Below are 24,665 nucleotides of genomic sequence, written 5' to 3'. Positions count from 1 at the left end.
AATATCGCTTTATGATCTCATCATTTGCTGCTTGCGCCTACATGATTTGGTGTTTAGTATAATAACAACTTCACTTGTAAATAAGAAAAGGTGTGTATATAAATGGAATATAACCAATCAACCGTTAACTACTGGAAAGCTTTTGTATTACCATATACATTTGCTTTAGAAGAGTTAAAAACTAAATTTGAAATTATGAACCGGGAAGCTCAATTTTTAGAAGACTACAACCCGTTTGAACATATAAAAACAAGACTTAAACAACCCGAAAGTATCATTAGGAAGCTTGAGCGTAAAAACTTATCACCAACAGTTGAAAATGCTCAAACACAATTACAAGATATTATTGGCATCCGTATTACATGTTGCTTTGTAGAAGATATTTACCATTTAAAAGGGGTTATTGAAAATCGTGGAGACATGGAAATTGTAGAAGTAAAAGATTATATTGCCAATCCAAAAGGAAATGGCTATAAAAGTTTGCATATGATTATTAAATATCCATTGTCACTAAATTCTGGTACGAAAGATGTCTTTGCAGAAATTCAATTACGTACACTTGCCATGGACTTTTGGGCAAGTTTAGAACATAAACTTTACTACAAATATGAAGGAAATATACCTGACTATTTGAAAGATGAACTACATGACGCTGCTATGAAAGCTGAAGACCTCGATAATAAGATGGCAACAATCCGTCAAGATATTGATGACATTGAAGCATGTTCAAATCAAATTTTATTACCACTTTAAAAGGTTCTCTCCTATGAGAACCTTTTTTTATCCCGCTATTTGCGGGCAGTAAGACTCCCACCTCAAAATTCTGCGAATGCGAAGGAGTTAGGTGGGCGATCAACTGCCCGTAAAAGCCCGATTGGTTCAACTAATAATCAGTGGGGGATGGACAAAACCCCCACTGATTAAAGTTTTACTTTATTTCTTCTCTATCGTACGAACCTCTTCAATCTTCCACCCTTCGTCTTCTTTTCCAAGTGCATACTGCATTTTCTTTTGAAGAGTACCCCCTCCATCTACTTCTTTTTCCTCCGTTTCTACAATAACAAGCCCACCTTTAAGAGCTTTCATATTCATATGTTCCAATTCTATTTTCTTATTTCCCTTTTGAAATGCCGCTTCCTTTTGTGTTTTTAAGTCTTCAGCACTAGGCATCTTCTTTGAAAATAACTCCATATGCTCAGCAAGATTTTTTTCATTCGTCGTCCGTACAAATGCTGCAATAACATCTTGAATGGATTTCTCTTCTTCTTTCGTTATATGTACTTGTTCTTCCATCTTTTTAACGCCCGTTTCCTTTTCTAAGTGCTCTTCTTTGGATTGACAGCCAACTAGCAATAGTCCGGCTAGTATAACGACTCCTAATTCCCCTGTAAAATTCCTCATCTTTTCACCCTTCCTAAAAAAGAAAAAATGAGGCAAAAATGCCTCACTTTTTATAATTAGCGTCTTCCTTTATTCGGGTCACCGCCGCCAACAATGTCAAAGACACGTTTAGCTATATTTGTATTCTCTTGAACGCCAGAGAATAAGTATTTACCTGGTCCGAATGCATATACGTTCACATCTTCACCTGTATGTCCACCCGTTGTCCAACCTGTAACCGAACGCTTATTAAAGATATCTTCAATTGCATTATCAATTTTTGTTACATCTTTTGATGGAGCTATATCATTTACAGCTTTAATTTCTTCTGGTGTTAATTGTAAATCAATATACTTTTTCAATGTTTCTTCTACATTTGCACCTTTTACAATCTCATTTGCCATAAAGTCTGGCGTACGTTTCGCAGCTTTAATCGGATCTACTTTAAAGTTATACTCACCATTCGCACCTAAAGATAATCCGCCAGTAGCATGGTCTGCCGTTGCAACAACTAATGTGTTCTTATCTTTTTTCGCAAACTCAATTGCTGCTTTAAACGCTTTTTCGAAGTCTTCCATTTCACTCATTGCACCGACAATATCATTATCATGTCCAGCCCAATCAATTTGACTACCTTCGACCATTAAGAAGAAACCATCTTTATTTTTGTTCAAGCGCTCAATCGCGGTATTTGTCATCTCTTCTAATGAAGGTGTTTTGTCAGTACGGTCAATCATTTTGTCTAAACCACCTGGTGCAAATAAGCCAAGAACTTGATCGCTTTTATCATTTAATAATTGATTACGATCTGTTACATAACTATAACCAGACTTCTTAAACTCTTCTGTAAGATTGCGGTCTTTTCTAACAAAGTTATTTACGCCACCGCCAAGCATAACATCTATTTTATGCTTACCTTTAATTTTCTCATCAAAGTAATCATTTGCAATTGCGTCCATATTTTTACGACTAATATCATGTGCACCGAATGCAGCTGGCGTTGCATGCGTAATTTCAGAAGTTGCAACGAGTCCCGTTGACTTCCCTTTTTCTTTCGCTTGCTCAAGCACTGTTTTCACTTCAGCTTTATCATTATCTACTGCAATAGCTGCGTTATATGTTTTTATACCTGCTGACATCGCAGTAGCTGCCGATGCAGAGTCTGTAATATTTTCATGTTCATCTTCTGGATATGTTTTTTGTGTTCCTACAAGATGCTTATCAAATTCTGTAGATTCCATCTCAAATGTTTTTGGATTATCTTTCATATAACGATGAGCTGTCATATATGAAGGCCCCATACCATCCCCAATTAATACAATGACATTTTTAATTTTCGCATTACTTCCGTTCTCATCTGCATTAACCTCACTAGAACGCGTAAAATTCCATGTTGCTACCGAAGTAACTGCTAACGACGCCACAACTGCAAATGGCCATGCTTTTTTTACAAACTTTTTCACTGTCTTGTCCCCCTAATTAGGTTATTCATTTCCCACTATCAAATTTAATAGAAGACTGTTAAGAGAAAATGAGTTATATGTAAATTTTTTGTTAACTTATGTAAATTCCAGTTATAATTTGTATAAGTTTGTCTTTTCGTATCAAGCATACTTCCCTTTACAAAGAAAAATATAAACATGTTGGATTTCTTTTAATACGAACCTATTATTTTACATTTCGTAATATTATTCTTATTTTTTCTAAATTTAAATAGAAATATGGTGAACTTTATGAAAACAGTAAAACTAGACGAATCTTTCATTCCAGCCTTACTCTCTCTTTGCGAATCAGTCGGGTAGTTACAGCATGCGAGTTTTATGAAAGAGCAATTCCATATGTACCTTTCCATTGGCACAATTTTTGGCTATGTACATGAGAATAAACTTATTGCAGCGGGCGGGGTCTTTTCATTTACCCCTGGATTTTCTTCTATCGGTATGTTAATCGTGCATCCTGATTTTCAAAGAAAAGGAATTGGCCGTATTTTGTTAAACAATAGCTTAAAAATAACTCATCCATCGCTCCCTATTATGCTCATTGCAACAAAAGCTGGTGAACCCTTATATGAATCTTATGGATTTCAATCAATAACAACCATTCATCGTTTCGAAAAACAAACGGCTCATATAAGTACAAATTTTTTTCCCATAAAACAAATTCAGCAGACGGATGTTCAATCTCTAATTTCTCTTGATCAAACTGCGACTGGTGCACATCGTTCTAAGCTTTATTTATCACTACTATCGAGAGCAACTTACTCCTTTAAAATAGAGCGGGATAATCAAATAGATGCTTTTGCTTTATGCATACAAAAAGGAGATGTACTATGTATCACTCCGCTTATTTCAAAAAAAGAAAAAGACGCTATTCAATTATTAGAAATGATTTGTAAATCGTGGAATGGGACGATACGCATTGATATTCCGCATTCACAATTCATTTTCCGCCAATTTCTTCAAACAGCAAATTTCCAGGAAACGCTCCTTTCACCTCTTATGATAAAGAATGGTAATCAACTTCCTGGAAATCGTAATATGCTATTTGCTATGATAGATGCAGCGTTATGTTAGAAAGGGGACACCTAATTGAAGCGATTTAGCTATTTTATGGTAGGTTGTCTTACTCTTACACTATTAGTAGGATGTAGTGCAGCAGAAAAGCCAGTAGAACAAGTAAAACAAGTTAAAAATACAATTACATCGAAACTAGCTACTGAGGAAAAAATGGTAGAGATAGATGGTCAAACGATTTACTTTAAAAAGATTGGTGATGAAAAACCACCTTTACTTATGATCCATGGATTTGGAGGATCATCCGATGGTTTTCAAAAGATTTACTCAGATTTAGCAAAAGCTCATACGATCATTTCGGTTGATGCTTTAGGGTTCGGACGTTCCTCTAAGCCAATGGATTTTTATTATTCTTTCCCAACTCATGCAAATTTGTATTATAAGTTAATGAAAAAACTAGGGTATGACTCATTCGCAATACTGGGACATTCGATGGGCGGAGAAATTTCTCTTAATTTAACATATTTATACCCTGAAGCGGTTACCCACCTTATTTTAACTGATGCTACAGGCGGCCCTCATACGCTCGTTAATAAACAAGGTTCACCAAAACCAAAGTTGTCAACTGATTTAAGTGCCGTTTCTTCTATTGCAGATTATGATGAGAGAAAAGTTAAATTTAAGCGTAATGATGAAGAACATTATAATAAAATGAAATTATGGCCTAGACGTCTTCAAATCAATGCAAATGAAATCAAGCAACCAACTTTAATTATATGGGGAAGAAATGATAGTAGCGTTTCTTGGAAAGAAGGAGAAACTTATCATCAATTCTTAAAAAATAGCAATTTCCATATTATTGAAAAAGGTTATCATGCTCCATTTCGTCAAGAACCACAAGAATTTGTGGGATATGTAAAAGATTTCTTCGAGAAAAATCCTATAAGTGCTGAAAAATAAACGGGTATCTCATTTTGAGATACCCGTTTTCATATATTAAGCAGCTTGCTTTTGGCGTTTTTGAGTTTTTGATCCTAGTACTTTTGGAATAACGAAGCCATCAATTCCAAGTTTTCCAGCATTCATACCAGAAACAAGAACGAACATGGATAAGATAACCATTTCAGGGTTTACACCAATTGACCCACTAAACATATAGGAAAAGTTCATTACAAGACTGAAAAAGACCGCTGTTTTTGTTAAACAGCCTACAATTAAACCAATTCCAACTAAAATTTCTCCCCACGTCACAAGTGTATTAAATAAATCAACATTTGGAATTGCAAAATCTTGTAAGAATGATGCCCACCAAGTTTGAACAGCTGGTTGTGCTCCTTTAGATTTTTCAATTGCACCTTGTAAATAACCAGTTGCATCGAAGCCTTTTCCTTGTAGTTTACCGATTCCAGCCATTACCCATGTGTAACCAAGATACACTCGAATTATCGCTAATACAAAAGAAACTGCTTTGTTTTCTCTTAAAAATTGAATAATCATATCTTCCTCCTAAAGTTGTAATTAATTCAGTTACAGACAATATAATAACATTAGTTACTTACTTTTAAAATGTTAATTATGAATAATTTGTGACATGCATAAAAAACATTAAATACTAACGTTTATATAGTAACTTTTATTACCTGTAAAAACTTGAACATATCATACCACAGGTGATAATCATTTTCATTGAAGAAAATGTAAAAAAACTGTGAGTTAAATGTGAAACGCATTCATTCGAATATAAAACAAATGCATTTCATATTGTTTATATACTCGAAATGTACATGTCTCCTCATCGATTAATCTCGCTTCTCGAACAGCTTCTTCTAACGTTTTGTCATGGTTAATACGCCCGTAAAATAAGCGTATTGTAAACATAAGCGCTACATTTCCATCTACATAATCTATCGATCCAACATATGATTTTACACCACTATGTAAAAAGGATTCTACCAGTTTCAACTCCCCAAACTTATACCAACCATTTACAATATGTGTAATATGCAATTTTGCATATTACTTAATTTCCGCTACGCTAAAGTATACTCTCGGCTCATTTAAGTCGTACACATCTTCCCCTAACTCTTCCATTACAAATTTCCTCTCCTATAAGTCCATTTCATATATACCCGTTTCTTTCAAAAAATCAGCTCTAGTTAAAGCGACTTTCTGTAAATATTGCCTATACGCTGTAATTGTTCCATCATGTGCAACGATACAAATTTTTTCTGCTTTTAACTGATAGCACCAGTGCAGAAATTCATCTACTATTTGCTGAAATTCCATCTCCGAGATGATATTGACTCCCTCATTCCATAACAATTCATTTGTACTTTCTTCTAATGAAAAATGCGGAAATAAATTTTTTATTATCTTTCGATCTAACAATTGATCGCACGGTAATGTTTTGGCGGATTCCCGATAAGGAAAAATACGCGGGGATATATATGGATGAACAATTTTTTGACAAGCAACTTCCGCACTCCATATTGTCGCAGTTTGTAAAGTTCGAAGTGTAGGACTAACGATTAATATATCCTTTTCTTGTAATGGTACATCGCACTGAAGCAATTTAGCCTGCTTCTTTCCCACGCCCGTCAATGGCGGATTCACCGCTTGTAAACTTAATGGTAAATCTTTCGTATGCTCACCTTCACCATGCCGAACAAAGACAAGTTTCATTCTCCTCTTCCTCTCACTAGGAAATAGTCTCACATATTTCTTCCCTATTGTTTTCTTTACTCCTGCTATTTTAAAAATCAGAATGTAAAAAGTATTTGACATCTACATTTGGAAAACATTACAATTATATATGTAAAATACTTTTTACAAGAAGAGGAGGATTACAAATATGAAATGGATTATCGCCTTTATCGGAATGGTCATATGGGGATACATAAATGGCTTTTTTAATAGTGATAAAACTGCTAATCCTTGGATTACAGATGATGAACGTGAAACAAAAATGAAGCAAAAAGCAATTATCGCAAGCTGGTCCGGTGTTTTCATGTTTTGTATCATTAACCTCTTAAACAAATGGTTAGGTTTAGAAACAAGCGATACATCACCTTACTTACCATCTTCTGTCGCAACTATTTTAAAAGAAAATGTAGAGTTACAAGTTTTACTTATGTTATTCATTACGTATGGACTATTTTACTTATACTACCGAAGAAAACTAAGCGCTTAACTTTTATCTCATGATTATCCTCCTAAATGGTTATAGTAACTAGGACGCAATGAAAAAAGGAGAGATATAAAAATGAGTAACTCAAATGACTTTATAGATACATTACATGAAAAACAAGCAAAAGATGAACAAAATAGAAAGCGCCAAGGGAACGGAAACCCCGCGAAAAAAAAGCCAAATAAAACACATAAATAACATTGAAAAACCTGCCTAAAAATTATATTTTAGACAGGTTTTTTCACTCGTCTTTAACCGAAACGACATCTTCCCAATTCCATTTCTCATAATACCACTCTGGCACATCTATATTTTCAATCCACTTCTTTTCATGTTTTCCATCGTTATGAGCAAGCCATACATCAGCTTTCTTACGATTTGAACGGAGCCACATTAATTGGTTGCTCTTCTTAATAAAAATAGGGTTATAATCGCCTTGGCTATTTGATGGCTTTGTAATTTGATGTTGTTCATCGTTTATACTATTTACTTCATATAAAGATGGTAGTGGTCTTTTTTCTTGAGGGACAGATAGCTCTGCTTCCTTTGCCCTTGAAACGATAATTACATTATCGTTCTTCCATGTGAAATCCCAATCAACATAGCCTTTTGGAGTAAATGTATTTTGCTGGAGAGCCGGCAATTCTTTTATTTTTAAATGCTTATTCTCTAAAGCAACTCTCCCGCTGCCTTCAATATAGGCTAATATATTTTTTGATGGCGCCCATTTGAACCATTGTGTGTTTAATAACATTTGATCTACTGTTTCAAAACGACTGCCGTCTGCTCGAATTAAACAAAGTGTATTACTATCAGCTGACAAAGAAGCTGTTGGTACTGCCAAAAAAGAAATCCATTTTTGATCTGGCGACCACTTAAATCCACTTCCAACTAATGCTAAAAAGTCATCATGCTCATTCGGTAGTGCATATAAATGTTTCATCTTATGAGGATTCATATTTGCATCCTTTTGTATTTCATATAACTGAGCACCTGTCCATCCTGTTGGGAGCAAGTACGCTTCTGATGATACAAGAAACTTCTTACCATCAGGATACCATGCATAGTCACCTACACCATTGGCTACATTTTCAAAATCTGCTTTCTTTTTTTCAACATCAAATATATTTAATGTACGTGCAAATACAAAGGCAATTATATTCTCTGTTGGTGACCATTGATAATTCGATACTTCTGATTGAGATGGTGTAACTTTCTTTCCATCTTTCAGCCGATACAGTTCAAAATGATTTCGCTTCTTTCCTTTTGCATAGGCAAGCCATTCTCCATTATGTGACCATTTCGGCCCTGCTATGTACTCTCCTTTTGTAATTTGTTTTTCTTTTTCACCGACTTTAATCCATAGATTATGATTACGAATAAAGGCAACTTTCACTCCATTATTTTCTGCGCTAGTAATAGAACTTGAACAGAAAAAAAGGCACAGAATCACGATTCCACTTACAAACCTTTTCATATAAAGCCCCCCCATTTTCCCCTTTAGCATTCCTCATATTTCGCTTACTATATGCAAATTTTATCCATTCGACATAATCCCAAAAAATTTCCCAAGAAATTTTCAATTCAGAGAGGATTGGTATGAATTATGTCGAAATTATAGTTTAGCCAACATTCATTTTTATATTTAACGACAAAAATGCAAGATGATTTTTCGGAATATTGGAACTTTTTATTAGAGGGAATTTCAATGAAAAAAACTACATCTACACTATTAAGTATGGCGCTCGTCTTTTCGAGTTTTGGAGCTTTAAGCGCCCATGCTGAGTCACTGCAAAAAGAGAAGCAATTTAGTCCACAGTTAAAAGCGAATATTGAGCAATGGGGAGAAAATAAAATCGCGCAAAATGTTGAAACAAAAACATCAAAAGAAATTTCAGTCATTGTAGAATTGCAACATGCTCCACTCGCTTCACAAAGTAACATTCAGCATGCTCCAGATTTAAAAAATAGCAATGTGCAATCATACCATGCGCAACTAAAAAAGGCACAAGAGGATACAACAAAGAAAATTAAAGAAAAAGCACCGAAGGCAACGATAAAAGAAACATATAGTACATTATTTTCTGGATTTTCTATTTCTATCCCAGGAGATCAAATTGCTGCTTTAGCTTCTTTACCTGAAGTAAAAGCAATTTATCCGAACTTAACATATAAGTTACATGAAACATCAAAAAGCCCAGCAGATCAAGCAACACCAAACGTTGGGGGCCCTACAGTTGGTGCACCTGAAGCTTGGAAGTTAAAAGATCCAACTGGCAAACCCCTTGATGGAAAAGGAATGAAAGTCGCTATTATCGATTCAGGTGTAGACTATACCCATCCTGATTTACAAGCAAATTATATCGGTGGCTATGATACAGTCGACGAAGATAATGATCCGATGGATGGAAACGTCCACGGTACCCATGTTGCTGGAATTATTGCTGGTAACGGAAAAATAAAGGGAATTGCTCCGAATGCTTCTATACTCGCTTACCGTGTTATGAATGATGGTGGTACTGGTACGACCGATGATATTATTCAAGGTATTGAGCGTGCTATTCAAGATGGTGCCGATGTTTTAAATCTATCTCTTGGTCAAGATTTGAATGTACCTGATCAGCCGGTAACAATGACGCTAGAACGCGCAGCAAAGCTTGGTGTTACTGCGGTCGTCTCAAATGGAAATGATGGACCAAAACCTTGGTCTGTTGACGCTCCTGGTAACGCAAGTAGTGTCATCTCTGTTGGAGCATCTACAGTTTCTATTCCATTTCCAACATTCCAAGTAGCTGGTTCCAATAAATCTTACCAAGGATTACCTTTATCAAAAGCATATTTCCAAGTAGGAAACGACGCTCAGCTTGTATATGTTGGCTACGGTAATCCAAGTGATTACGCTAAACAAGATATGAAAGGAAAGTTCGCCCTTGTTTTACAAGGATCTTCGAGCACGTTAGTAAAAGCAGAACAAGCGAAACAAGCTGGCGCTCTCGGCGTGCTACTAATTTCTAACGAAAAAGAAATTGATATTATGCCCGAATATTTTGGACGTGAAGATGTAGCTCTTCCAGTTATGCAACTATCAAAGACAAATGGTGAAGAGTTGAAAACTTTAATCACAAAACGAAAGAAAAATATAAAGATTGGACAACCAAACAGAACTTATTGGTAACTTTAGTTCAAGAGGACCATCACAAGGAAGTTGGCTCATAAAACCTGATGTTGTTGCACCTGGAGTAAACATTACAAGCACAGTACCAAGAGGTGGATATGAATCTCACAACGGAACAAGTATGGCTGCTCCACAAGTAGCGGGAGCCGTTGCCTTGCTACGTCAAATGCATCCTGATTGGAAGACAGAACAATTGAAAGCAGCTCTTGCCAACACTGCAAAAACATTAAAGGATGTCAATGAAAATACATATCCTGTCATGGCACAAGGATCTGGCTTAATTAATATCCCAAAAGCAGTAAAAGCGGACGCATTAGTTACACCAAACAATGTAAGTTTCGGTCTAATTAAACCTAATAGCGGAAAAGTGAAATTAACACAAAATATTACATTGCAAAATCTTTCTAGCAAAAAGAAAAACTTTTCAACTCGTATTGAACTATTAGATACAAAAACGAAAGTTCAAACTTCTTTCTCTTCTTCTGTTAGCGTAAAACCTAATAGTAACATCGAAAAACCTTTTACAATTACTGTAGATAGCTCCTTACCACAAGGTGTATATACAGGAAATCTATATGTAAAAGAGCAAGGGAAGACTGAAGAAATGCGTATTCCATTTACATTTAGCATTGATCCGAAAGAATACAAACGTATCGATGGCCTTGAAATCGTTAATTCTACTTTCAGTCCAAATAATGACAGAATACTAGATGACAACCTGATTAATTACTATTTAGTTACACCAGTTGAGGATGTAACGTTTCACGCTAATTTAATTACGAAAGAACGTGTAACATATCAAGGCATGATACATCAAGGTAAAAACGAAACACCTGGTTATAAATCTTTCAAATGGAATGGTACAAAAACTGACGGATCTCCTCTACCTGATGGCTTATACCAAATCGAAGCTGTTGCTTCTAACTCTGGTGGAGAAACAAAGCAAACAGGAGCTGTGTTTGTCGATCGCACTGCACCGAAATTATCGTCTGAAGTAGATCAAGAAAACCTCGTAATTAGAGGAAAAGTAGATGATATACTTTTAGATTGGATGACAGAATCCGGATGGGTTGCTCCAGGACATCCAGTAACGATACAGTATGAAATTAACGGAAATGGCGCATGGGAAAGTGCATTCCTAAATCCTTGGGAGAAAAACTTTGAAATTTATTTCGATCGTAGTCAATTACAACAAGGAAAGAATACAATTCATATTGTAGCAACCGATGCAGCTGGAAATACATCTAATTTAAACGTTGATTTAGAAGTGAAATAATAAAATTATTGTTGACAAGCTTTTAAATATAGTTTTATAATACAAAACATAGTTTAGTTGAACGAATTATATATCGGCTTTGAAGGAATACTAGTAGCGACTTATATCCCTGTCTCAGAGAACTGATGGTTGGTGCGAATCAGTACATATACAAGCGTGAATTACAATTCTGGAGCTTCTTTCCCGTAATGCTTTTTATGCATGAAGAGAAAGACGGATCTTTCCGTTATCTTAAAGTAAGTGGTAAACAATTAATTGTTTACAAATAGGGTGGTACCGCGATTTTTATCGTCCCTATCGGATTTTCCGATAGGGGCTTTTTTGCGTCCTTCCCTTTAAATAACTTCATATATACGCGTTGAAAGAATCGCAGTAGTATCTTGTATCCCTGTTTCAGAGAGCTAATGGTCGGTGGAAATTAGCACATATATAAGTACGAATTACAATTCTGGAGCTTCTTTTTCGTAGTGCTTTTATGCATGAAGGAAAAGACGGAGTTTTTCCGTTATCATTAGTTGAGATGTAAGTACCTTTTCACTTACAAATAGGGTGGTACCGCGATTTTTTCGCCCCTATCGGATTTTCCGATAGGGGCTTTTTCTATTTCTCACACAAACAGTTGTTAAATAATTCCGAATCTTATGATAAGATTTTATAAGCGCTTACATTTTTTTGAAAGGGAGGTGATGCAATCTATACGAACCGGTATTCATTTTTATAGAAAAAAGGAGGATGTCTAAATGACAAAGAAAACAGAAATTCCATCACATTTAAAACCATTCGTATCCACACAGCATTATGATCAATACACACCGGTGAATCACGCTGTTTGGCGTTACATTATGAAACAAAACCATAACTTCTTAAAAGATGTTGCTCATCCCGCCTATGTTAATGGACTACAATCATCTGGTATTAATATAGATGCGATTCCAAAAGTAGAAGAAATGAATGACTGTTTAGCACCAAGCGGCTGGGGCGCCGTAACGATTGATGGGCTTATTCCCGGCGTAGCATTCTTTGATTTTCAGGGGCACGGATTACTACCAATCGCAACAGATATTCGTAAAGTAGAAAATATCGAGTATACACCAGCTCCTGATATCGTTCATGAAGCAGCAGGACACGCACCGATTTTACTTGATCGTACATATGCAAACTATGTGAAACGCTTTGGGCAAATTGGAGCGAAAGCTTTCTCCACTAAAGAAGAACATGAAGCTTTTGAAGCTGTTCGTACATTAACGATCGTAAAAGAAAGCCCGACTTCTACACCTGAAGAAGTTGCAGCTGCTGAAAATGCTGTAATCGAAAAACAAAACTTAGTTTCTGGTTTATCAGAAGCAGAACAAATTTCACGTCTATTCTGGTGGACAGTGGAATACGGCTTAATCGGTAATATAGATGACCCCAAAATTTACGGTGCTGGTCTCCTTTCCTCTGTCGGTGAAAGTAAGCATTGTTTAACAGATGCTGTAAAGAAAGTTCCATTCTCAATTGAAGCTTGCACCGGGACAACTTATGACGTAACAAAAATGCAGCCACAGCTATTTGTTTGTGAATCATTTGAAGAGTTGACTGAGGCACTTGAGCAGTTCTCTACAACGATGGCATTTAAAACAGGTGGCACAGAAGGATTAGAAAAAGCAATCCGCTCCGAAAATCATGCTACAACTGAGCTAAGTAGTGGATTACAAATTACGGGTACATTTACAGAGACAATTAAAAATGATACTGGTGAAGTTATTTACACACGAACAAGCTCACCAACTGCATTAGCAATTCATAATAAACAACTAGCAAATCATTCTACATCTGTACACAGCGATGGATTCGGGACACCAATCGGATTACTAGATGGAGATATTGCATTAGAAAATTGTACAGAAGAACAATTACAATCATTAGGCATTACAATTGGAAACAGTGCAGAGTTTACTTTTGAAAGTGGCATTCATGTAAAAGGAACAGTAACAGACATTGTAAGGAATGATAAAAAAATTGCTCTTATCTCCTTTATAAATTGTGCGGTTACTCATAAAGATCGCTTATTATTTGATCCTTCATGGGGAGCATTTGATATGGCTGTCGGCTCACAAATCACTTCTGTATTCCCAGGAGCGGCAGATGCGGCTGCATTTTTCCCGATAGATGAAGAAGTACAAGAAACTCCTGATCCACTTGTACTGAATGAGCTTGAACGTATGTATCAAACAGTTCGAGATATACGTAACGATAGTATTTTACACGATACTCATACTGATCAATTAATAGCTATTCAAGAAGTATTAAATAAATTTCATCCGAAAGAATGGTTGCTTCGTCTTGAAATTTTAGAATTGCTTTTAGAACATAATAAAGGCCATGAAGCATCAGCAGCATTATTACAACAACTTTCTACTTTCACAACTGAAGAATCTGTAACACGTCTTATTAACAATGGTCTTGCGCTACTGCAGGTAAAGGATGTGAAAAATGATGCTACGATTAACTAATGAAGAAGTACAAGAGGAATTAACAAAGCTGGATAAATGGACAGTGAAAGATGAAAAATGGATTGAAAGGAAATATATGTTTTCCGACTACTTAAAAGGAGTCGAATTTGTCTCTGAAGCCGCCAAACTATCAGAAGAACATAATCACCATCCATTTATCCTTATTCAGTATAAAGCAGTCATTATTACATTGTCATCATGGAATGCAAAAGGTTTAACTAAACTAGATTTTGACCTTGCAAAGCAATTTGATGAACTGTTTTTACAAAATGAAAAAGCGATTATAAGAAAGTAAAAAAAGAGAAGCCTTTTTTAGGCTTCTCCTTTCACTTTAAAATGTATACAATGTCCAAACGGATCCTCTGCCTGTAACACTCCATCTTTATACGTAGCAACCACGCCAATATATTTTAAGCTTTCACATACTTGCTCTTTTTGTTTTTCATCTGCTAGTGCAATGGTGAAATATTTCAAGCCAACGGAATTTGGCATTTGTGGTGGTATATCCTCACCTTGCCATGTATTTAGACCGATATGATGATGATAACCACCTGCTGATACGAACAATGCTCCATTACGAGCTGGGATTGTTACATCAAAACCAAGACCATCAACATAGAAACGTTTCGCTTCTTCTAAGTCAGCTACATGTAAATGAATATGCCCCATCACAGTACCAGCCGGGAACCCATTCCATGTACTTCCTTGCTGTAATAATCCTTCGCCGTCTAACGGGTTACTAACAAATGGTAGCTCTCCATTTTCATCATGCCAAACTTCCTTTTGGCGATCATGATAAATTTCAATCCCGTTTCCATCTGGATCAGCTAAATAAAGAGCTTCACTAAAGTAATGGTCAGCCCCACCATGTAAGGGGTGTACTTTCTCAACAAAATGACGAAGAATATTTGCTAAGTCTTGTCTGTTTGGTAATAAAATTGCATAGTGATATAAACCAGTTCGACCTCTTTGCTTCGGAAGAGCGTCTTCCTTTTCTTCTATTATGAGAAGTGGCTCATTTTCCTCATTACCAAACGTAACGATTGTACTTTTTTCTTCCAGTACCTTCATACGCAATACTTCTGTATAAAACTCTAGCGATTTCTTTAAATTTGATACATATAAATGAACAACCTCAAGTGTTGTTTCGGGATGAAGTGGCAAGCCCATTTTGTTATACCCCCATTTTAATTAATTCTTCTTTAACATTTTCTCTTTTAAGAAATTATCTACAAAACCATCAGCTTTCGCAACAAATAAGTATGCACCCATCGCTAATAATGCAAGTTCTAACTCAAACCCAGGATTTTTTCCGTCTCCTAACAAGCCAGCTGACCATTTTACTTTCACAATCGCTCCAACCATAACAAGTGCAAATAATAAGCCAATATATCTTACACCTAAACCTAGAATTAACAATAGACCTCCAACTAATTCAACTGTTGCTACACCGTATGCAAGTCCTCCTGGTAAACCAATGCTTGTAAACCACCCTGCAATATTGTCAATTCCTGATTGGAATTTTGTTAAACCGTGCATAAAGAACGTTACCCCTAACACGATACGAATAATTAAGTTACCAATATGTTGATTCATTTCATTCTCTCCTTTATAGTTTTCTTATACAAAACTTTTATTTACATTACAAAACATACACTAATTATTTTTATTCGTCAATTCATTTTTCATGAGAAAAAATATTTTTTTTTTGCTATGATACAAATAGTTGTTTACAAAAAGGAGCATGATTTTATGAATATCGGTTCTGCGATTCGTGAAATTCGTCAACGTAGAGGAATTACGATTGCCCAAATTTGTGAAGGAACAGGTCTTTCTAAAGGCTTTATGAGTCAGGTTGAAAACAATAAAACCTCACCATCTATCTCAACTTTAGAAATGATTGCTAATTTTTTAAATGTTCCCCTTCCATATTTATTGTTAGAACAAAAAGATCGTTTGAAAATTATAAAAAAAGAAGAGCGTAAATACAGTGTGTATGGAAAAGATGAACAAAGGATTGAGCATGTTGCGGAGCAAGGTGGCCTTCGCCTAAATCTCGTAGAAATTTCTGCCGGATTCCCGAAAGAAAACTCGCCAAATGCTCATGAAGGCGAAGAGTGTCATCTTGTATTACGCGGAAAACTGGAAGTTCAACATGGTGAAGATATTGCAATTGTAGAAGAAGGTGACTCTTTCTCCTGGAATGCATGCGTTCCCCATATTGTTCGTAATATAGGTGAAGAATCTGCATTATTACTTATCTCTAGTCATGCGGAAAATCGAAAACGAGTTTACTAATTAATAAAAAAGAAGCCTGTTTCGTAACAGGCTTCTTTTTTATTCCCTTATAATTCCATAACTTGTCCCAACTAGTACGGTCTTTTCATGTTGATTGCGATAAACTGACTCAATTGAAACTTTTTTATATCCTTCCATTTGCTCAATATTTGTTAATGTTAATTCACAAGTAATCGTATCACCTGTAAAAACTGGTCTAATGAACTCACTTACTAATTCCCTCGCTATGTAATGTAACTCTTCTCCTACTTTCGTACCAATGCTAGCAGTCAATAGACCATGAACCATTAATCGTCCATTCTCATCATATTCCATATGATGTCTACCTTTATCGCCTGTAATATTTGCAAATTCAAAAACTTCTTCCTCAGTAAACCTTCTTTCGTACTTAAATACATCTCCAACTTTTACATTCATTTTTATCCCCCGTTTAATAAACTGAATTTTCTTTAATTTTATCACAAAATAAGTCTCCGTTCAGTTTATATTATTAAAATAGCGATCCTTTTTCTTCACTACCTTATAATTTTATCGATGCCCATCCTTTTTTGCCACTTGATACCCATAATACGCACATGTTCCATTTCTTGATAACTCTCTTACTTCAAAACCACAACTTTTATAAAAATCAAAATTGCTAGCGGATGTATGCGCAAACCAATCACCATGCGGAAGCTTTTGTAAACAAAGGGCTACAAGTTTCTTACCTAATCCTTTTCCCCTATACTCACACTTCACAACTAAATTCACTATGTTAGCGACCATGATTTGATCAGAAATCACTCTAACCATCGCGACCATTTCTTCTTCATCCCAAATTGTGAAAGCCCATGTGGAATTTTCAAATGCTATCGTAAATTTTTCAATTTGCCAAGAAGGGATATTATCATTACTCCAACCGGCATCTTCGAATAAAGTTTTAATTGCATATGCTGGTACACCGTTCGTTCCCTCACGAATAATAAGTCCATTATGGTAAATATACATGTAATCCCCCCTTTATTTTTTATATACCATTCTCCAAAAGACGCAATTCACCTTTTTTCATCCAACCCGCTTAATGGAATAAACGAGAACATCCATCTCATGAAATGAAGTTGTTTTCTCATAACTAAGCCCTGTTTTTCTAGCAACAAATATTGAAGCTGGGTGGTTCGGATTAATAAGTGAAATTAATTTATTCATTTGTAATGCTTGAAAACCATAGTCTCGAAATGCCGCCGCAGCCTCTTTCGCATACCCTTTCCCCCAATACTTGGGAAGTAGCCAATAGCCAATTTCAATTTCCTCTTTTCCATCTACCTTCTGCTTGACAAGCCCTGCATGACCAATTCGTATCCCTGTTTCCTTTTCAATCATTACAAATAAACCGAGACCGTTTTTATAATTTGGAAGTACCCTCTCCTCCAAACTTTTTTTACATTGCATAAATGTTTTTAACGTTCCATTTCCAATATAGCGCATTACCTTCTCATCCCCCCATAAAGAAGCATAAAATGGTAAATCATCCATTGTATATTTGCGAAATTGTAAGCGATCTGTATGGAACACTCTTTTATTCACTCCCATCATTTTGAACCTCATTACATAACAACATATTTCAAACTACGTAAGTGTTGAATAATTCATATCAAGAAAGTTGTCAAAAAGAAAGAAAATTCAATCTTATAAAAGTGTATTATATCAAAAAAAAGCAGTAGACAAAAGAGTGTCTACTGCATTCATATCATAACTAGTATAAAGAAAACTACAATTGAGGGGGTGTAGGATTTTCAAATATACTAGATACTTATCCCGTTCTAACGGGCGGTAAACCTTCCAATCTTTTGAGTGGAAAGTTTACCGCACATAAGAACTTTGCGGTCATTAAGAAAGCACTGTTAAGTACTCAAATACACGCTGAGCTTTTTCTCCACCCATTCGTGCATGTTGAAGAAGAGAGATGCCATGTGGGCCAGATGCACGTAATACTTCGGGTTGTGCTACTAAAATGGCTTGTACGACTTCAAGTTCACCAAGCATAGCCGCTGCAAAAATATCCATCCGAGCTCCCTTTTCCAGTAAATAAAGTGCAATATCTTTACGTCCTACATGGGCCGCTGCTCCTAAGGCACTTTCCCAATCTGAGCCGCCCCAATTATAAGAAGCGTGAAGTAAGCTTGGCGATTCTGCCAATAGTTCCTGTACTTTTTCTAAATCTCCGTGAGCTGCCATAACAAATTCTCTTACTAATTCAGTGGTAATACGCTCTTCTGTTTGCATCGCTCTGCTCCTTTTTTAGAAATTCGTTTCGGTGTAAAAAATGGCTTGTCGCTTCCTTGAAAAATATCTACTTCTATGCCAAATACATGTTGAAACATTTGTTGACATAATACTTCTTCTGGTACACCGTCATACTGAATCTTTCCTCGCTTTAATACGAGTAAACGATCACTATATTGAGCCGCTTGATTAATGTCATGTAAGACCATTATAATTGTCATACCAAACTCCTCGTTTAATCGTTTCACAAGTTCCATTACTTCCAACTGGTGAACGATATCCAAAAAGGTTGTTGGTTCATCTAATAATAAGACATTTGTACGTTGTGCTAGCGTCATCGCAATCCAAGCACGTTGTCTTTCTCCTCCTGACAAAGACTGTAAAAGACGATATTCATACCCTTCAAGATTTGTAACAGACAATGCCCAATCAACAATTTCTTCATCTTCTTTATTTAAGCGACTACTCCATGATTTATGGGGACCTCTTCCGAACTGTATTAGTTCTTTCACTGTTAAATCTAATTGATGATCATGCATTTGTGGTAACATCGCTAATTGCTTCGCTACATCCGCACTCTTCATCGTATGAATATTTGTCCCATCTAAAATGATATTTCCTTCGCTTTGTTTAAGTAGCCGTGCTATTAAACGCAGCAAAGTAGATTTCCCTGATCCATTCGGACCGATTAAACTAACGATTTCTCCAGCTTTAATATGTACATTCATATTTTGCATTTGAAATCTTTCAGAATGTGCGTAAAACACTTTGTTAACGGAAATCACGTTGTTTTCCTCCTCTATGAATTAAATATAAGAAGAACGGACCACCTAAGAAGGACAATAAAATACCAACAGGCAATTCGATTGGATCGAACCAACTTCGAGCTATCGCATCCGCGAAAACAAGTAATATCCCTCCGCCAAGGCATGATAATGGCAGTAAATATTTATAGTCATTTCCAACTAATAAACGTAACATATGCGGTACGACAAGACCTACAAATCCAATTAGACCAGAAACACTAACCGCAATTCCAGCTAACATTGTACTTACTACTATTAAATAAAACCGACTTCTTTCCACGTTATGCCCTAATAATTTCGCCATTTCATCCCCAAGCATTAATACTCGAATGTGTTTAATACCGAAGAAAGCTAATATAATAGCGAATATTGCATAGTAAATAATCATATTTAAATGTGCCCAGCTCACACCACCAATACCCCCAGCTAACCACGGTAACACGGATTGTACTTTGTCACTATGTAATAACATTAATGCTGACGTTGCTGCACCAATTAATGCATTGATTGACACACCTACTAAGACGATTCTTGAAGGCGGTGCCCCTTTTTGCCATGATAAAGCATAAATGACCATCGCTGTTATGAAAGCTCCTAAAAACGCTCCTAGCGGTAAAAAAGCCATGTGCTGAGGAAATAGAATCATAATTACAATTGCTACAAGACCCGCTCCAGATGAAACCCCGATAATTCCAGGGTCTGCAAGAGGGTTTCTCATAACCCCTTGCAGTAATGCTCCAGATGTAGCTAAACACGTTCCTACTATAAACCCAACGAGCACTCTCGGTATGCGAAGATCCCATACAATTCGATGAACTGTCGAACTTTCATCTTGTATCCCTGTTAGAATGTCTCGTAAAGAAAAAGATAAACTTCCTGCGAAAAGACCGTAAAAAAGGCTTAGAAATGTTAATACGACTAAAGTAACTGCTATTATCCATCTTTTTCTCGCAAAAGGATGTTCCTTTTCTCTTACTATTTCACTACTCTCCATACTTATCATTTCCTTACATCTTGTATACTTTTATACATGAATTCCATCGCTTCTGTAACTTTTGTCCCAGGATTTGATCCAAATAAATCTGGTGGCAAAATAACTACACGATTTTGTTTTACTGCATCTAAATTTTTCCATGCTTCATTTTTCATCATTTCCCCTTCAAATGCTTTTTTCACACTATTGGGATCTCCATGTGTAATTAAATAAATCACATCTGGATTTGCTTCAATAATACGTTCTACACTTAGCTGTGCATATTGCGGATATTCTTTCATTTCTGGAAAACCAGCTGCGATATTTTTCCCGCCTGTTTTTTCTAAAATATCCCCTGATAGAGATGTTGGTAATGCTGCTAAATAAGTGCCTGGCGCTCCATAAACTAGCAACGCTTTAATATCACTCTTTTTCTCATATTTCTTCATTTGATCATTAATTTTTTGGTTAAGCTCTTTTGCTTTATCTTCTTTCTTCATTACTGTTCCATACATTTCAATACTCTTTTGAATATCTTTTACAGAGTTTGCTGAAGAAATGATCACTTTTGTTCCTTGCCCTTCAACCGTTGGAATATTTTTTTGGAACCCATTATTAGCAATAAGTACGTCTGGCTTTAAACTAGCAATTTGTTCAAAGTTTGGCTGATGTGCATTTCCAATTACTTGTGTTTTTTGCAAATCTTCTGGAAGGGGAATTTTTGCATCTGGACGCCCGACGATTTTCCCTCCTAAAGCGTGGATAATATTCATATCACCCATACTTAACGTCGCAAAACTTTCAGGAACTTTATTGAATGTTATCTTTCTGTCTGAGAGATCGGTAATTTCGATTTTGTCTGTTCCTTTCTCTGTTTTTGTTGCGGATGCTTTTTCGTTTTCTTTTGCACTGCAACCTATTAATAAGAAAAAAATAGATAAGATCGCTGTGAACAGCGTAATAGATTTTTTCATTCTTTCACCTCTAATTGATAATAATAATCATCGACTACTATTCTACTTTAATTGATAAGGATTATCATTGTCAATATGAAACGCATACATTTTCTACAAAAATGAAAAAACGCTACAAAAAGATTTCTTCTTTTCGTAGCGCCCTATTTAACAATTTTCTTCATATTCGCTCTCCTCTAATTGGTCACGCATCGTTCTAACACGCTTAAAAAGGAAAAAAGCAAGAACTAAAAATACAATAATACTCCCCATCATAACAAAAGACTGCAGCATATCTTTGACTCCACTTGGAATTAATAAACCGATCATTAAAAATGTACTTATAGACAAAAGCACTTGTGCAAACCGGGTATAATCTGCTATTTTTTCTTGTAATTCTTTCATCTGCTTATCACTCCCATCCTCACTTTATCACATTCTATCAAGCTTAAAGACAAGTAAATAGAACCAATCTGGGAGATGTTTTCCAAAGTAAAAAAGAGCCGCTTACTCGCGGCTCTTTTTTATCTATTATACGCCTTTATATGCTTCCATATAGATTTCTTTCAGCTCTGAAATGAGCGGTAATTTTGGATTAGCTGTTGTACATTGATCTTCAAAAGCTCTTTCTGCTAATAATCCAACAACCCCTTCAAATTGGTCTTTAGCAACTCCTTGTCCTGCAATACTCATATTTATATTTAAGCTTTTTCCAAGCTCAATAATTGCTTGGACGAGTGATTCCACACCTTCCGCTGTTGAGCTTGCTGGAAGCCCGAGCATTCTCGCAATATGTGCATAGCGTTCATCAGCCACAAAGTGCTCATATTTTGGGAACAATGCGTGTTTTCTTGGCTTAATAGCATTATAGCGAACTACGTGCGGCATAAGAATTGCATTCGCACGTCCGTGTGGAATATGGAATTCCGGTCCAATTTTATGCGCTAAACTATGATTAATACCTAGGAAAGCATTTGCAAATGCCATCCCTGCGATTGCGGAAGCATTATGCATTTTTTCTCGTGCTTCTTCATCGTTTCCATCTTTATATGCTCTCGGTAAATATTTAAATACGAGATCAATTGCTTTTAATGCTAAACCATCAGTATAGTCATTTGCCAGAACAGACACATACGCTTCAATTGCATGTGTTAATACGTCCATACCAGTATCTGCCGTCACATGAGGTGGTACTGTCATTACAAATTGCGGATCAACAATCGCTACATCTGGTGTTAATTCATAATCCGCAAGCGGGTATTTAATATTATTTTTCTTATCTGTAATAACCGCAAATGGCGTCACTTCTGATCCCGTCCCTGATGTTGTTGGAATGGCAACAAATTGTGCTTTATTTCCCAAGTTCGGATACTTACATGTACGTTTTCTTATATCTAAAAACTTCTGTTTTATTCCATAGAATGTCGTTTCTGGGTGCTCATAGAATAGCCACATCCCTTTTGCTGCATCCATAGCTGAACCGCCACCAAGCGCGATAATTACGTCTGGTTTAAAGCTTTTCATCATGTCCGCACCTTTAAATACAGTTTCATCTGATGGATCTGGCTCAACTTCAAAGAAAACTTCAACTTTCACATCATTTGCATGCTTACGTAAATAGTGCGTAACTGTATCTACATAACCGTGCTCAACCATCCCTGGATCCGTTACAATAAATGCGCGGGAAATGTTAGGCATGTTTGCTAAATATGCTGTCGCATGTTTTTCAAAATAAATTTTGGGTGGTAATTTGAACCACTGCATATTCTTTTTTCTATTTGCCAACCTTTTTATATTTAATAAATGAGTCGCCGTTACGTTTTGGGAAACTGAGTTTTTCCCGTAGGAGCCACAACCAAGCGTAAGTGATGGAATAAATCCATTATATATATCACCAATTCCACCTTGTGATGAAGGTGCATTTACAATGAGACGGCAGGCTTTCATACGTAACCCAAATTGTTTTTGTACTTCTTTATTTGTAGAATGGATAACCGCTGAATGCCCTAGGCCACCAAGCTCTAACATTTCTTCGCAATATGTAAATCCTTCTTCTAATGAATTTGCTTTTACACAAGCTAACACTGGGCTCAGTTTCTCACGAGATAGTGGATACGCTGCTCCGATGCCTTTAATTTCAGCTACAAGCATTTTTGTATGTTCAGGTACAGTAATTCCTACTAATTCAGCAATATACTGTGCTGATTTCCCAACAATATCACTATTTACTGCACATGTATTTTCATTAATAACAAGCTTTTCTAATTTCTTTCTCTCTTCCTCTGTTACAAAATAACAATTATTTGCAATCATTTCTGCTTTAACATCATTATAGATTTCCTTATCTACAATGATGGCTTGTTCTGACGCACAAATCATACCGTTATCAAATGTTTTCGATAAAATCAAATCATTAACAGCACGTTTTACATGTGCCGATTTCTCTATATAACATGGTACATTACCTGGCCCTACACCTAGCGCGGGTTTACCAGTAGAATAAGCCGATTTCACCATACCAGCCCCTCCAGTTGCTAGAACGAGTGCGACACCATCATGGTTCATTAATTGTTTCGTTGCTTCCACAGAAGGTCTTTCAATCCATTGAATACAATGCTTTGGTGCACCAGCTTTCACTGCTGCATCATATACTGTTTTTGCCGCTGCAACGGAACAGTTTTGTGCAGAAGGATGAAATGCGAAAATAATTGGATTTCTTGTTTTTATCGCGATTAATGCTTTAAACATTGTTGTCGATGTTGGGTTCGTTACTGGCGTTACCCCAGCTACTACACCGACAGGTTCTGCGATTTCTATTATTTCTTCATGAGGATCTTCATGAATAATTCCTACCGTTTTATCTTTCTTTATACTATGCCAAATATATTCAGTGGCAAAAATATTTTTAATGCATTTATCTTCATATACGCCACGGCCCGTTTCTTCAACAGCCAACTTCGCAAGCGGCATATGTTGATCGACACCCGCAAGCGCCATTTCATGAACAATGTTGTCAATTTGCTCTTGTGTAAAACTTTCTAATGCTTGTAAAGCTTTTTGACCGTTATCTACTAACGTATCAATCATCTCTTTTACCTCTTGCATTTCATTTACAACTTTCTCTTTGACTACCATGTAAATTTCCTCCTATTCTGCTATCTTGGACTTTATAAGTCCCTATAGGTCATAAAAAGTCCCGATTAGCGTAAAAAAATAGAGTTACCTTCCTACATGAATCCCATCGCTTGTGAAACATTTCACAAGTTTGTTCGTGAATAACATTTCATGAATTCAATATACATGAAATCATTTCATTTGTGTATGTCTAATTTGTGAAATATTTCACA

Annotated in this window: 24 protein-coding genes, 2 pseudogenes and 2 other annotated features; of the genes and pseudogenes, 9 read left to right on the top strand and 17 right to left on the bottom strand. The window is 36.1% G+C overall.

All coding sequences use genetic code 11. The features are described 5' to 3' along the window. The first annotated feature begins 102 nt into the window (after window positions 1–102). Window positions 103–753 carry a GTP pyrophosphokinase gene (locus tag ACE38F_RS07240; RefSeq protein ID WP_113734195.1) on the top strand — a complete coding sequence of 217 codons (651 nt, stop codon included), beginning with the start codon at window positions 103–105 and terminating at the stop codon, window positions 751–753. 180 nt (window positions 754–933) lie between these two features. On the opposite strand, the gene ACE38F_RS07235 is transcribed toward ACE38F_RS07240, so the two are convergent. Next, on the bottom strand, window positions 934–1,401 hold the full coding sequence (locus ACE38F_RS07235) for a hypothetical protein (protein WP_375369567.1): 468 nt from the start codon (window positions 1,399–1,401) through the stop codon (window positions 934–936). A 56-nt stretch (window positions 1,402–1,457) separates the two neighbouring features. Further along, window positions 1,458–2,843 (bottom strand): alkaline phosphatase, encoded by a 1,386-nt coding sequence (locus ACE38F_RS07230; protein ID WP_215554237.1) that lies wholly within the window; start codon window positions 2,841–2,843, stop codon window positions 1,458–1,460. A 357-nt stretch (window positions 2,844–3,200) separates the two neighbouring features. Between ACE38F_RS07230 and ACE38F_RS07225 the strand changes: the two genes are divergently transcribed. Together ACE38F_RS07225 and ACE38F_RS07220 are read left to right on the top strand one after the other, a co-directional pair. Further along, window positions 3,201–3,953, top strand: coding sequence for a GNAT family N-acetyltransferase (locus ACE38F_RS07225; RefSeq protein WP_375369568.1), 753 nt, complete (start codon window positions 3,201–3,203; stop codon window positions 3,951–3,953). 15 nt (window positions 3,954–3,968) lie between these two features. Beyond that, window positions 3,969–4,853 (top strand): alpha/beta fold hydrolase, encoded by an 885-nt coding sequence (locus tag ACE38F_RS07220; RefSeq protein WP_215554239.1) that lies wholly within the window; start codon window positions 3,969–3,971, stop codon window positions 4,851–4,853. Between the two features lie 36 nt (window positions 4,854–4,889). Here ACE38F_RS07220 and ACE38F_RS07215 read toward each other — a convergent pair whose 3' ends face one another. The 3 genes and pseudogenes from ACE38F_RS07215 to ACE38F_RS07205 form a co-directional block, all read right to left on the bottom strand. Further along, window positions 4,890–5,390: a DoxX family protein gene (locus tag ACE38F_RS07215; protein ID WP_215554240.1), complete on the bottom strand. Its 501-nt coding sequence runs from the start codon at window positions 5,388–5,390 to the stop codon at window positions 4,890–4,892. A gap of 216 nt (window positions 5,391–5,606) precedes the next feature. Further along, window positions 5,607–5,999: pseudogene (locus ACE38F_RS07210) on the bottom strand (hypothetical protein); the annotation flags it as partial. Next, window positions 6,000–6,575, bottom strand: coding sequence for a histidine phosphatase family protein (locus ACE38F_RS07205; protein ID WP_375369569.1), 576 nt, complete (start codon window positions 6,573–6,575; stop codon window positions 6,000–6,002). 169 nt (window positions 6,576–6,744) lie between these two features. On the opposite strand from ACE38F_RS07205, the gene ACE38F_RS07200 reads away from it, so the two are divergent. Further along, on the top strand, window positions 6,745–7,083 hold the full coding sequence (locus ACE38F_RS07200; RefSeq protein ID WP_375369571.1) for a phosphoglycerate mutase: 339 nt from the start codon (window positions 6,745–6,747) through the stop codon (window positions 7,081–7,083). A gap of 72 nt (window positions 7,084–7,155) precedes the next feature. After that, entirely contained in the window at window positions 7,156–7,278 is a 123-nt protein-coding gene (locus ACE38F_RS07195; protein WP_215554244.1) for a DUF4023 domain-containing protein, read from the top strand. 43 nt (window positions 7,279–7,321) lie between these two features. On the opposite strand, the gene ACE38F_RS07190 is transcribed toward ACE38F_RS07195, so the two are convergent. Beyond that, the gene (locus tag ACE38F_RS07190) at window positions 7,322–8,557 is read right to left on the bottom strand and encodes a TolB family protein (RefSeq protein WP_215554245.1); all 1,236 of its coding nucleotides are present in this window, start codon (window positions 8,555–8,557) and stop codon (window positions 7,322–7,324) included. Window positions 8,558–8,788: 231 nt separating this feature from the next. Here ACE38F_RS07190 and ACE38F_RS07185 point away from each other — a divergent pair. From ACE38F_RS07185 to ACE38F_RS07175, 3 genes and pseudogenes are all read left to right on the top strand, one after another. Beyond that, a pseudogene (locus ACE38F_RS07185) lies at window positions 8,789–11,531 on the top strand (S8 family serine peptidase). 70 nt (window positions 11,532–11,601) lie between these two features. After that, window positions 11,602–11,830: a binding site (T-box leader), on the top strand. Window positions 11,831–11,880: 50 nt separating this feature from the next. After that, window positions 11,881–12,108: a binding site (T-box leader), on the top strand. 163 nt (window positions 12,109–12,271) lie between these two features. After that, window positions 12,272–14,026 carry an aromatic amino acid hydroxylase gene (locus tag ACE38F_RS07180; protein WP_215554247.1) on the top strand — a complete coding sequence of 585 codons (1,755 nt, stop codon included), beginning with the start codon at window positions 12,272–12,274 and terminating at the stop codon, window positions 14,024–14,026. Continuing rightward, a complete protein-coding gene (locus ACE38F_RS07175; RefSeq protein ID WP_002167644.1) occupies window positions 14,007–14,321 on the top strand; it encodes a 4a-hydroxytetrahydrobiopterin dehydratase in 315 nt (104 codons plus the stop codon). The genes ACE38F_RS07180 and ACE38F_RS07175 overlap by 20 nt, the downstream gene beginning before the upstream one ends. Window positions 14,322–14,338: 17 nt before the next feature. Here the strand turns inward: ACE38F_RS07175 and ACE38F_RS07170 are convergent, their stop codons facing one another. Both ACE38F_RS07170 and ACE38F_RS07165 read right to left on the bottom strand, forming a co-directional pair. After that, window positions 14,339–15,196 carry a VOC family protein gene (locus ACE38F_RS07170; RefSeq protein ID WP_375369572.1) on the bottom strand — a complete coding sequence of 286 codons (858 nt, stop codon included), beginning with the start codon at window positions 15,194–15,196 and terminating at the stop codon, window positions 14,339–14,341. Window positions 15,197–15,217: 21 nt separating this feature from the next. Beyond that, the gene (locus ACE38F_RS07165) at window positions 15,218–15,622 is read right to left on the bottom strand and encodes a DoxX family protein (protein WP_070144931.1); all 405 of its coding nucleotides are present in this window, start codon (window positions 15,620–15,622) and stop codon (window positions 15,218–15,220) included. A 156-nt stretch (window positions 15,623–15,778) separates the two neighbouring features. On the opposite strand from ACE38F_RS07165, the gene ACE38F_RS07160 reads away from it, so the two are divergent. Then, a complete protein-coding gene (locus ACE38F_RS07160; RefSeq protein ID WP_088099534.1) occupies window positions 15,779–16,324 on the top strand; it encodes a helix-turn-helix domain-containing protein in 546 nt (181 codons plus the stop codon). A gap of 39 nt (window positions 16,325–16,363) precedes the next feature. Here ACE38F_RS07160 and ACE38F_RS07155 read toward each other — a convergent pair whose 3' ends face one another. From ACE38F_RS07155 to adhE, 9 genes are all read right to left on the bottom strand, one after another. After that, window positions 16,364–16,741: a hotdog family protein gene (locus tag ACE38F_RS07155; protein WP_002160412.1), complete on the bottom strand. Its 378-nt coding sequence runs from the start codon at window positions 16,739–16,741 to the stop codon at window positions 16,364–16,366. A 111-nt stretch (window positions 16,742–16,852) separates the two neighbouring features. Beyond that, window positions 16,853–17,311: a GNAT family N-acetyltransferase gene (locus ACE38F_RS07150; RefSeq protein WP_215554249.1), complete on the bottom strand. Its 459-nt coding sequence runs from the start codon at window positions 17,309–17,311 to the stop codon at window positions 16,853–16,855. A 57-nt stretch (window positions 17,312–17,368) separates the two neighbouring features. Beyond that, window positions 17,369–17,896 (bottom strand): GNAT family N-acetyltransferase, encoded by a 528-nt coding sequence (locus tag ACE38F_RS07145; protein WP_002015253.1) that lies wholly within the window; start codon window positions 17,894–17,896, stop codon window positions 17,369–17,371. A 294-nt stretch (window positions 17,897–18,190) separates the two neighbouring features. After that, on the bottom strand, window positions 18,191–18,586 hold the full coding sequence (locus tag ACE38F_RS07140) for an ankyrin repeat domain-containing protein (protein ID WP_215554250.1): 396 nt from the start codon (window positions 18,584–18,586) through the stop codon (window positions 18,191–18,193). Beyond that, window positions 18,553–19,371 (bottom strand): ABC transporter ATP-binding protein, encoded by an 819-nt coding sequence (locus ACE38F_RS07135; protein WP_215554251.1) that lies wholly within the window; start codon window positions 19,369–19,371, stop codon window positions 18,553–18,555. Before ACE38F_RS07135 ends, ACE38F_RS07140 begins: the two co-directional genes overlap by 34 nt. Further along, window positions 19,358–20,386, bottom strand: coding sequence for a FecCD family ABC transporter permease (locus ACE38F_RS07130; protein WP_215554252.1), 1,029 nt, complete (start codon window positions 20,384–20,386; stop codon window positions 19,358–19,360). Before ACE38F_RS07130 ends, ACE38F_RS07135 begins: the two co-directional genes overlap by 14 nt. Window positions 20,387–20,391: 5 nt before the next feature. Beyond that, the gene (locus ACE38F_RS07125; RefSeq protein WP_215554253.1) at window positions 20,392–21,339 is read right to left on the bottom strand and encodes an ABC transporter substrate-binding protein; all 948 of its coding nucleotides are present in this window, start codon (window positions 21,337–21,339) and stop codon (window positions 20,392–20,394) included. Between the two features lie 147 nt (window positions 21,340–21,486). Then, the gene (locus ACE38F_RS07120) at window positions 21,487–21,723 is read right to left on the bottom strand and encodes a YrhC family protein (RefSeq protein WP_375369577.1); all 237 of its coding nucleotides are present in this window, start codon (window positions 21,721–21,723) and stop codon (window positions 21,487–21,489) included. A gap of 126 nt (window positions 21,724–21,849) precedes the next feature. Then, entirely contained in the window at window positions 21,850–24,453 is a 2,604-nt protein-coding gene (gene adhE, locus ACE38F_RS07115) for a bifunctional acetaldehyde-CoA/alcohol dehydrogenase (protein WP_149190923.1), read from the bottom strand. Between the last annotated feature and the right edge of the window lie 212 nt (window positions 24,454–24,665).

This window comes from Bacillus altaicus (genome assembly GCF_042136375.2).
Lineage (GTDB): Bacteria > Bacillota > Bacilli > Bacillales > Bacillaceae_G > Bacillus_A > Bacillus_A cereus_U.
The sequence above is the reverse complement of the archived record's forward strand: the minus strand, read 5'-3'. Positions and strand labels throughout refer to the sequence as shown.

What these genes read in the sequence shown, in the direction of transcription:
- ACE38F_RS07240 (WP_113734195.1), top strand. Translation starts at nt 103, where the DNA reads ATGGAATATAACCAATCAACCGTTAACTACTGGAAAGCTTTTGTATTA.
- ACE38F_RS07235 (WP_375369567.1), bottom strand. Translation starts at nt 1,401, where the DNA reads ATGAGGAATTTTACAGGGGAATTAGGAGTCGTTATACTAGCCGGACTA.
- ACE38F_RS07225 (WP_375369568.1), top strand. Translation starts at nt 3,201, where the DNA reads ATGAAAGAGCAATTCCATATGTACCTTTCCATTGGCACAATTTTTGGC.
- ACE38F_RS07215 (WP_215554240.1), bottom strand. Translation starts at nt 5,390, where the DNA reads ATGATTATTCAATTTTTAAGAGAAAACAAAGCAGTTTCTTTTGTATTA.
- ACE38F_RS07205 (WP_375369569.1), bottom strand. Translation starts at nt 6,575, where the DNA reads ATGAAACTTGTCTTTGTTCGGCATGGTGAAGGTGAGCATACGAAAGAT.
- ACE38F_RS07200 (WP_375369571.1), top strand. Translation starts at nt 6,745, where the DNA reads ATGAAATGGATTATCGCCTTTATCGGAATGGTCATATGGGGATACATA.
- ACE38F_RS07195 (WP_215554244.1), top strand. Translation starts at nt 7,156, where the DNA reads ATGAGTAACTCAAATGACTTTATAGATACATTACATGAAAAACAAGCA.
- ACE38F_RS07190 (WP_215554245.1), bottom strand. Translation starts at nt 8,557, where the DNA reads ATGAAAAGGTTTGTAAGTGGAATCGTGATTCTGTGCCTTTTTTTCTGT.
- ACE38F_RS07180 (WP_215554247.1), top strand. Translation starts at nt 12,272, where the DNA reads ATGACAAAGAAAACAGAAATTCCATCACATTTAAAACCATTCGTATCC.
- ACE38F_RS07175 (WP_002167644.1), top strand. Translation starts at nt 14,007, where the DNA reads ATGATGCTACGATTAACTAATGAAGAAGTACAAGAGGAATTAACAAAG.
- ACE38F_RS07170 (WP_375369572.1), bottom strand. Translation starts at nt 15,196, where the DNA reads ATGGGCTTGCCACTTCATCCCGAAACAACACTTGAGGTTGTTCATTTA.
- ACE38F_RS07165 (WP_070144931.1), bottom strand. Translation starts at nt 15,622, where the DNA reads ATGAATCAACATATTGGTAACTTAATTATTCGTATCGTGTTAGGGGTA.
- ACE38F_RS07160 (WP_088099534.1), top strand. Translation starts at nt 15,779, where the DNA reads ATGAATATCGGTTCTGCGATTCGTGAAATTCGTCAACGTAGAGGAATT.
- ACE38F_RS07155 (WP_002160412.1), bottom strand. Translation starts at nt 16,741, where the DNA reads ATGAATGTAAAAGTTGGAGATGTATTTAAGTACGAAAGAAGGTTTACT.
- ACE38F_RS07150 (WP_215554249.1), bottom strand. Translation starts at nt 17,311, where the DNA reads ATGTATATTTACCATAATGGACTTATTATTCGTGAGGGAACGAACGGT.
- ACE38F_RS07145 (WP_002015253.1), bottom strand. Translation starts at nt 17,896, where the DNA reads ATGATGGGAGTGAATAAAAGAGTGTTCCATACAGATCGCTTACAATTT.
- ACE38F_RS07140 (WP_215554250.1), bottom strand. Translation starts at nt 18,586, where the DNA reads ATGCAAACAGAAGAGCGTATTACCACTGAATTAGTAAGAGAATTTGTT.
- ACE38F_RS07130 (WP_215554252.1), bottom strand. Translation starts at nt 20,386, where the DNA reads ATGGAGAGTAGTGAAATAGTAAGAGAAAAGGAACATCCTTTTGCGAGA.
- ACE38F_RS07125 (WP_215554253.1), bottom strand. Translation starts at nt 21,339, where the DNA reads ATGAAAAAATCTATTACGCTGTTCACAGCGATCTTATCTATTTTTTTC.
- ACE38F_RS07120 (WP_375369577.1), bottom strand. Translation starts at nt 21,723, where the DNA reads ATGAAAGAATTACAAGAAAAAATAGCAGATTATACCCGGTTTGCACAA.
- adhE (WP_149190923.1), bottom strand. Translation starts at nt 24,453, where the DNA reads ATGGTAGTCAAAGAGAAAGTTGTAAATGAAATGCAAGAGGTAAAAGAG.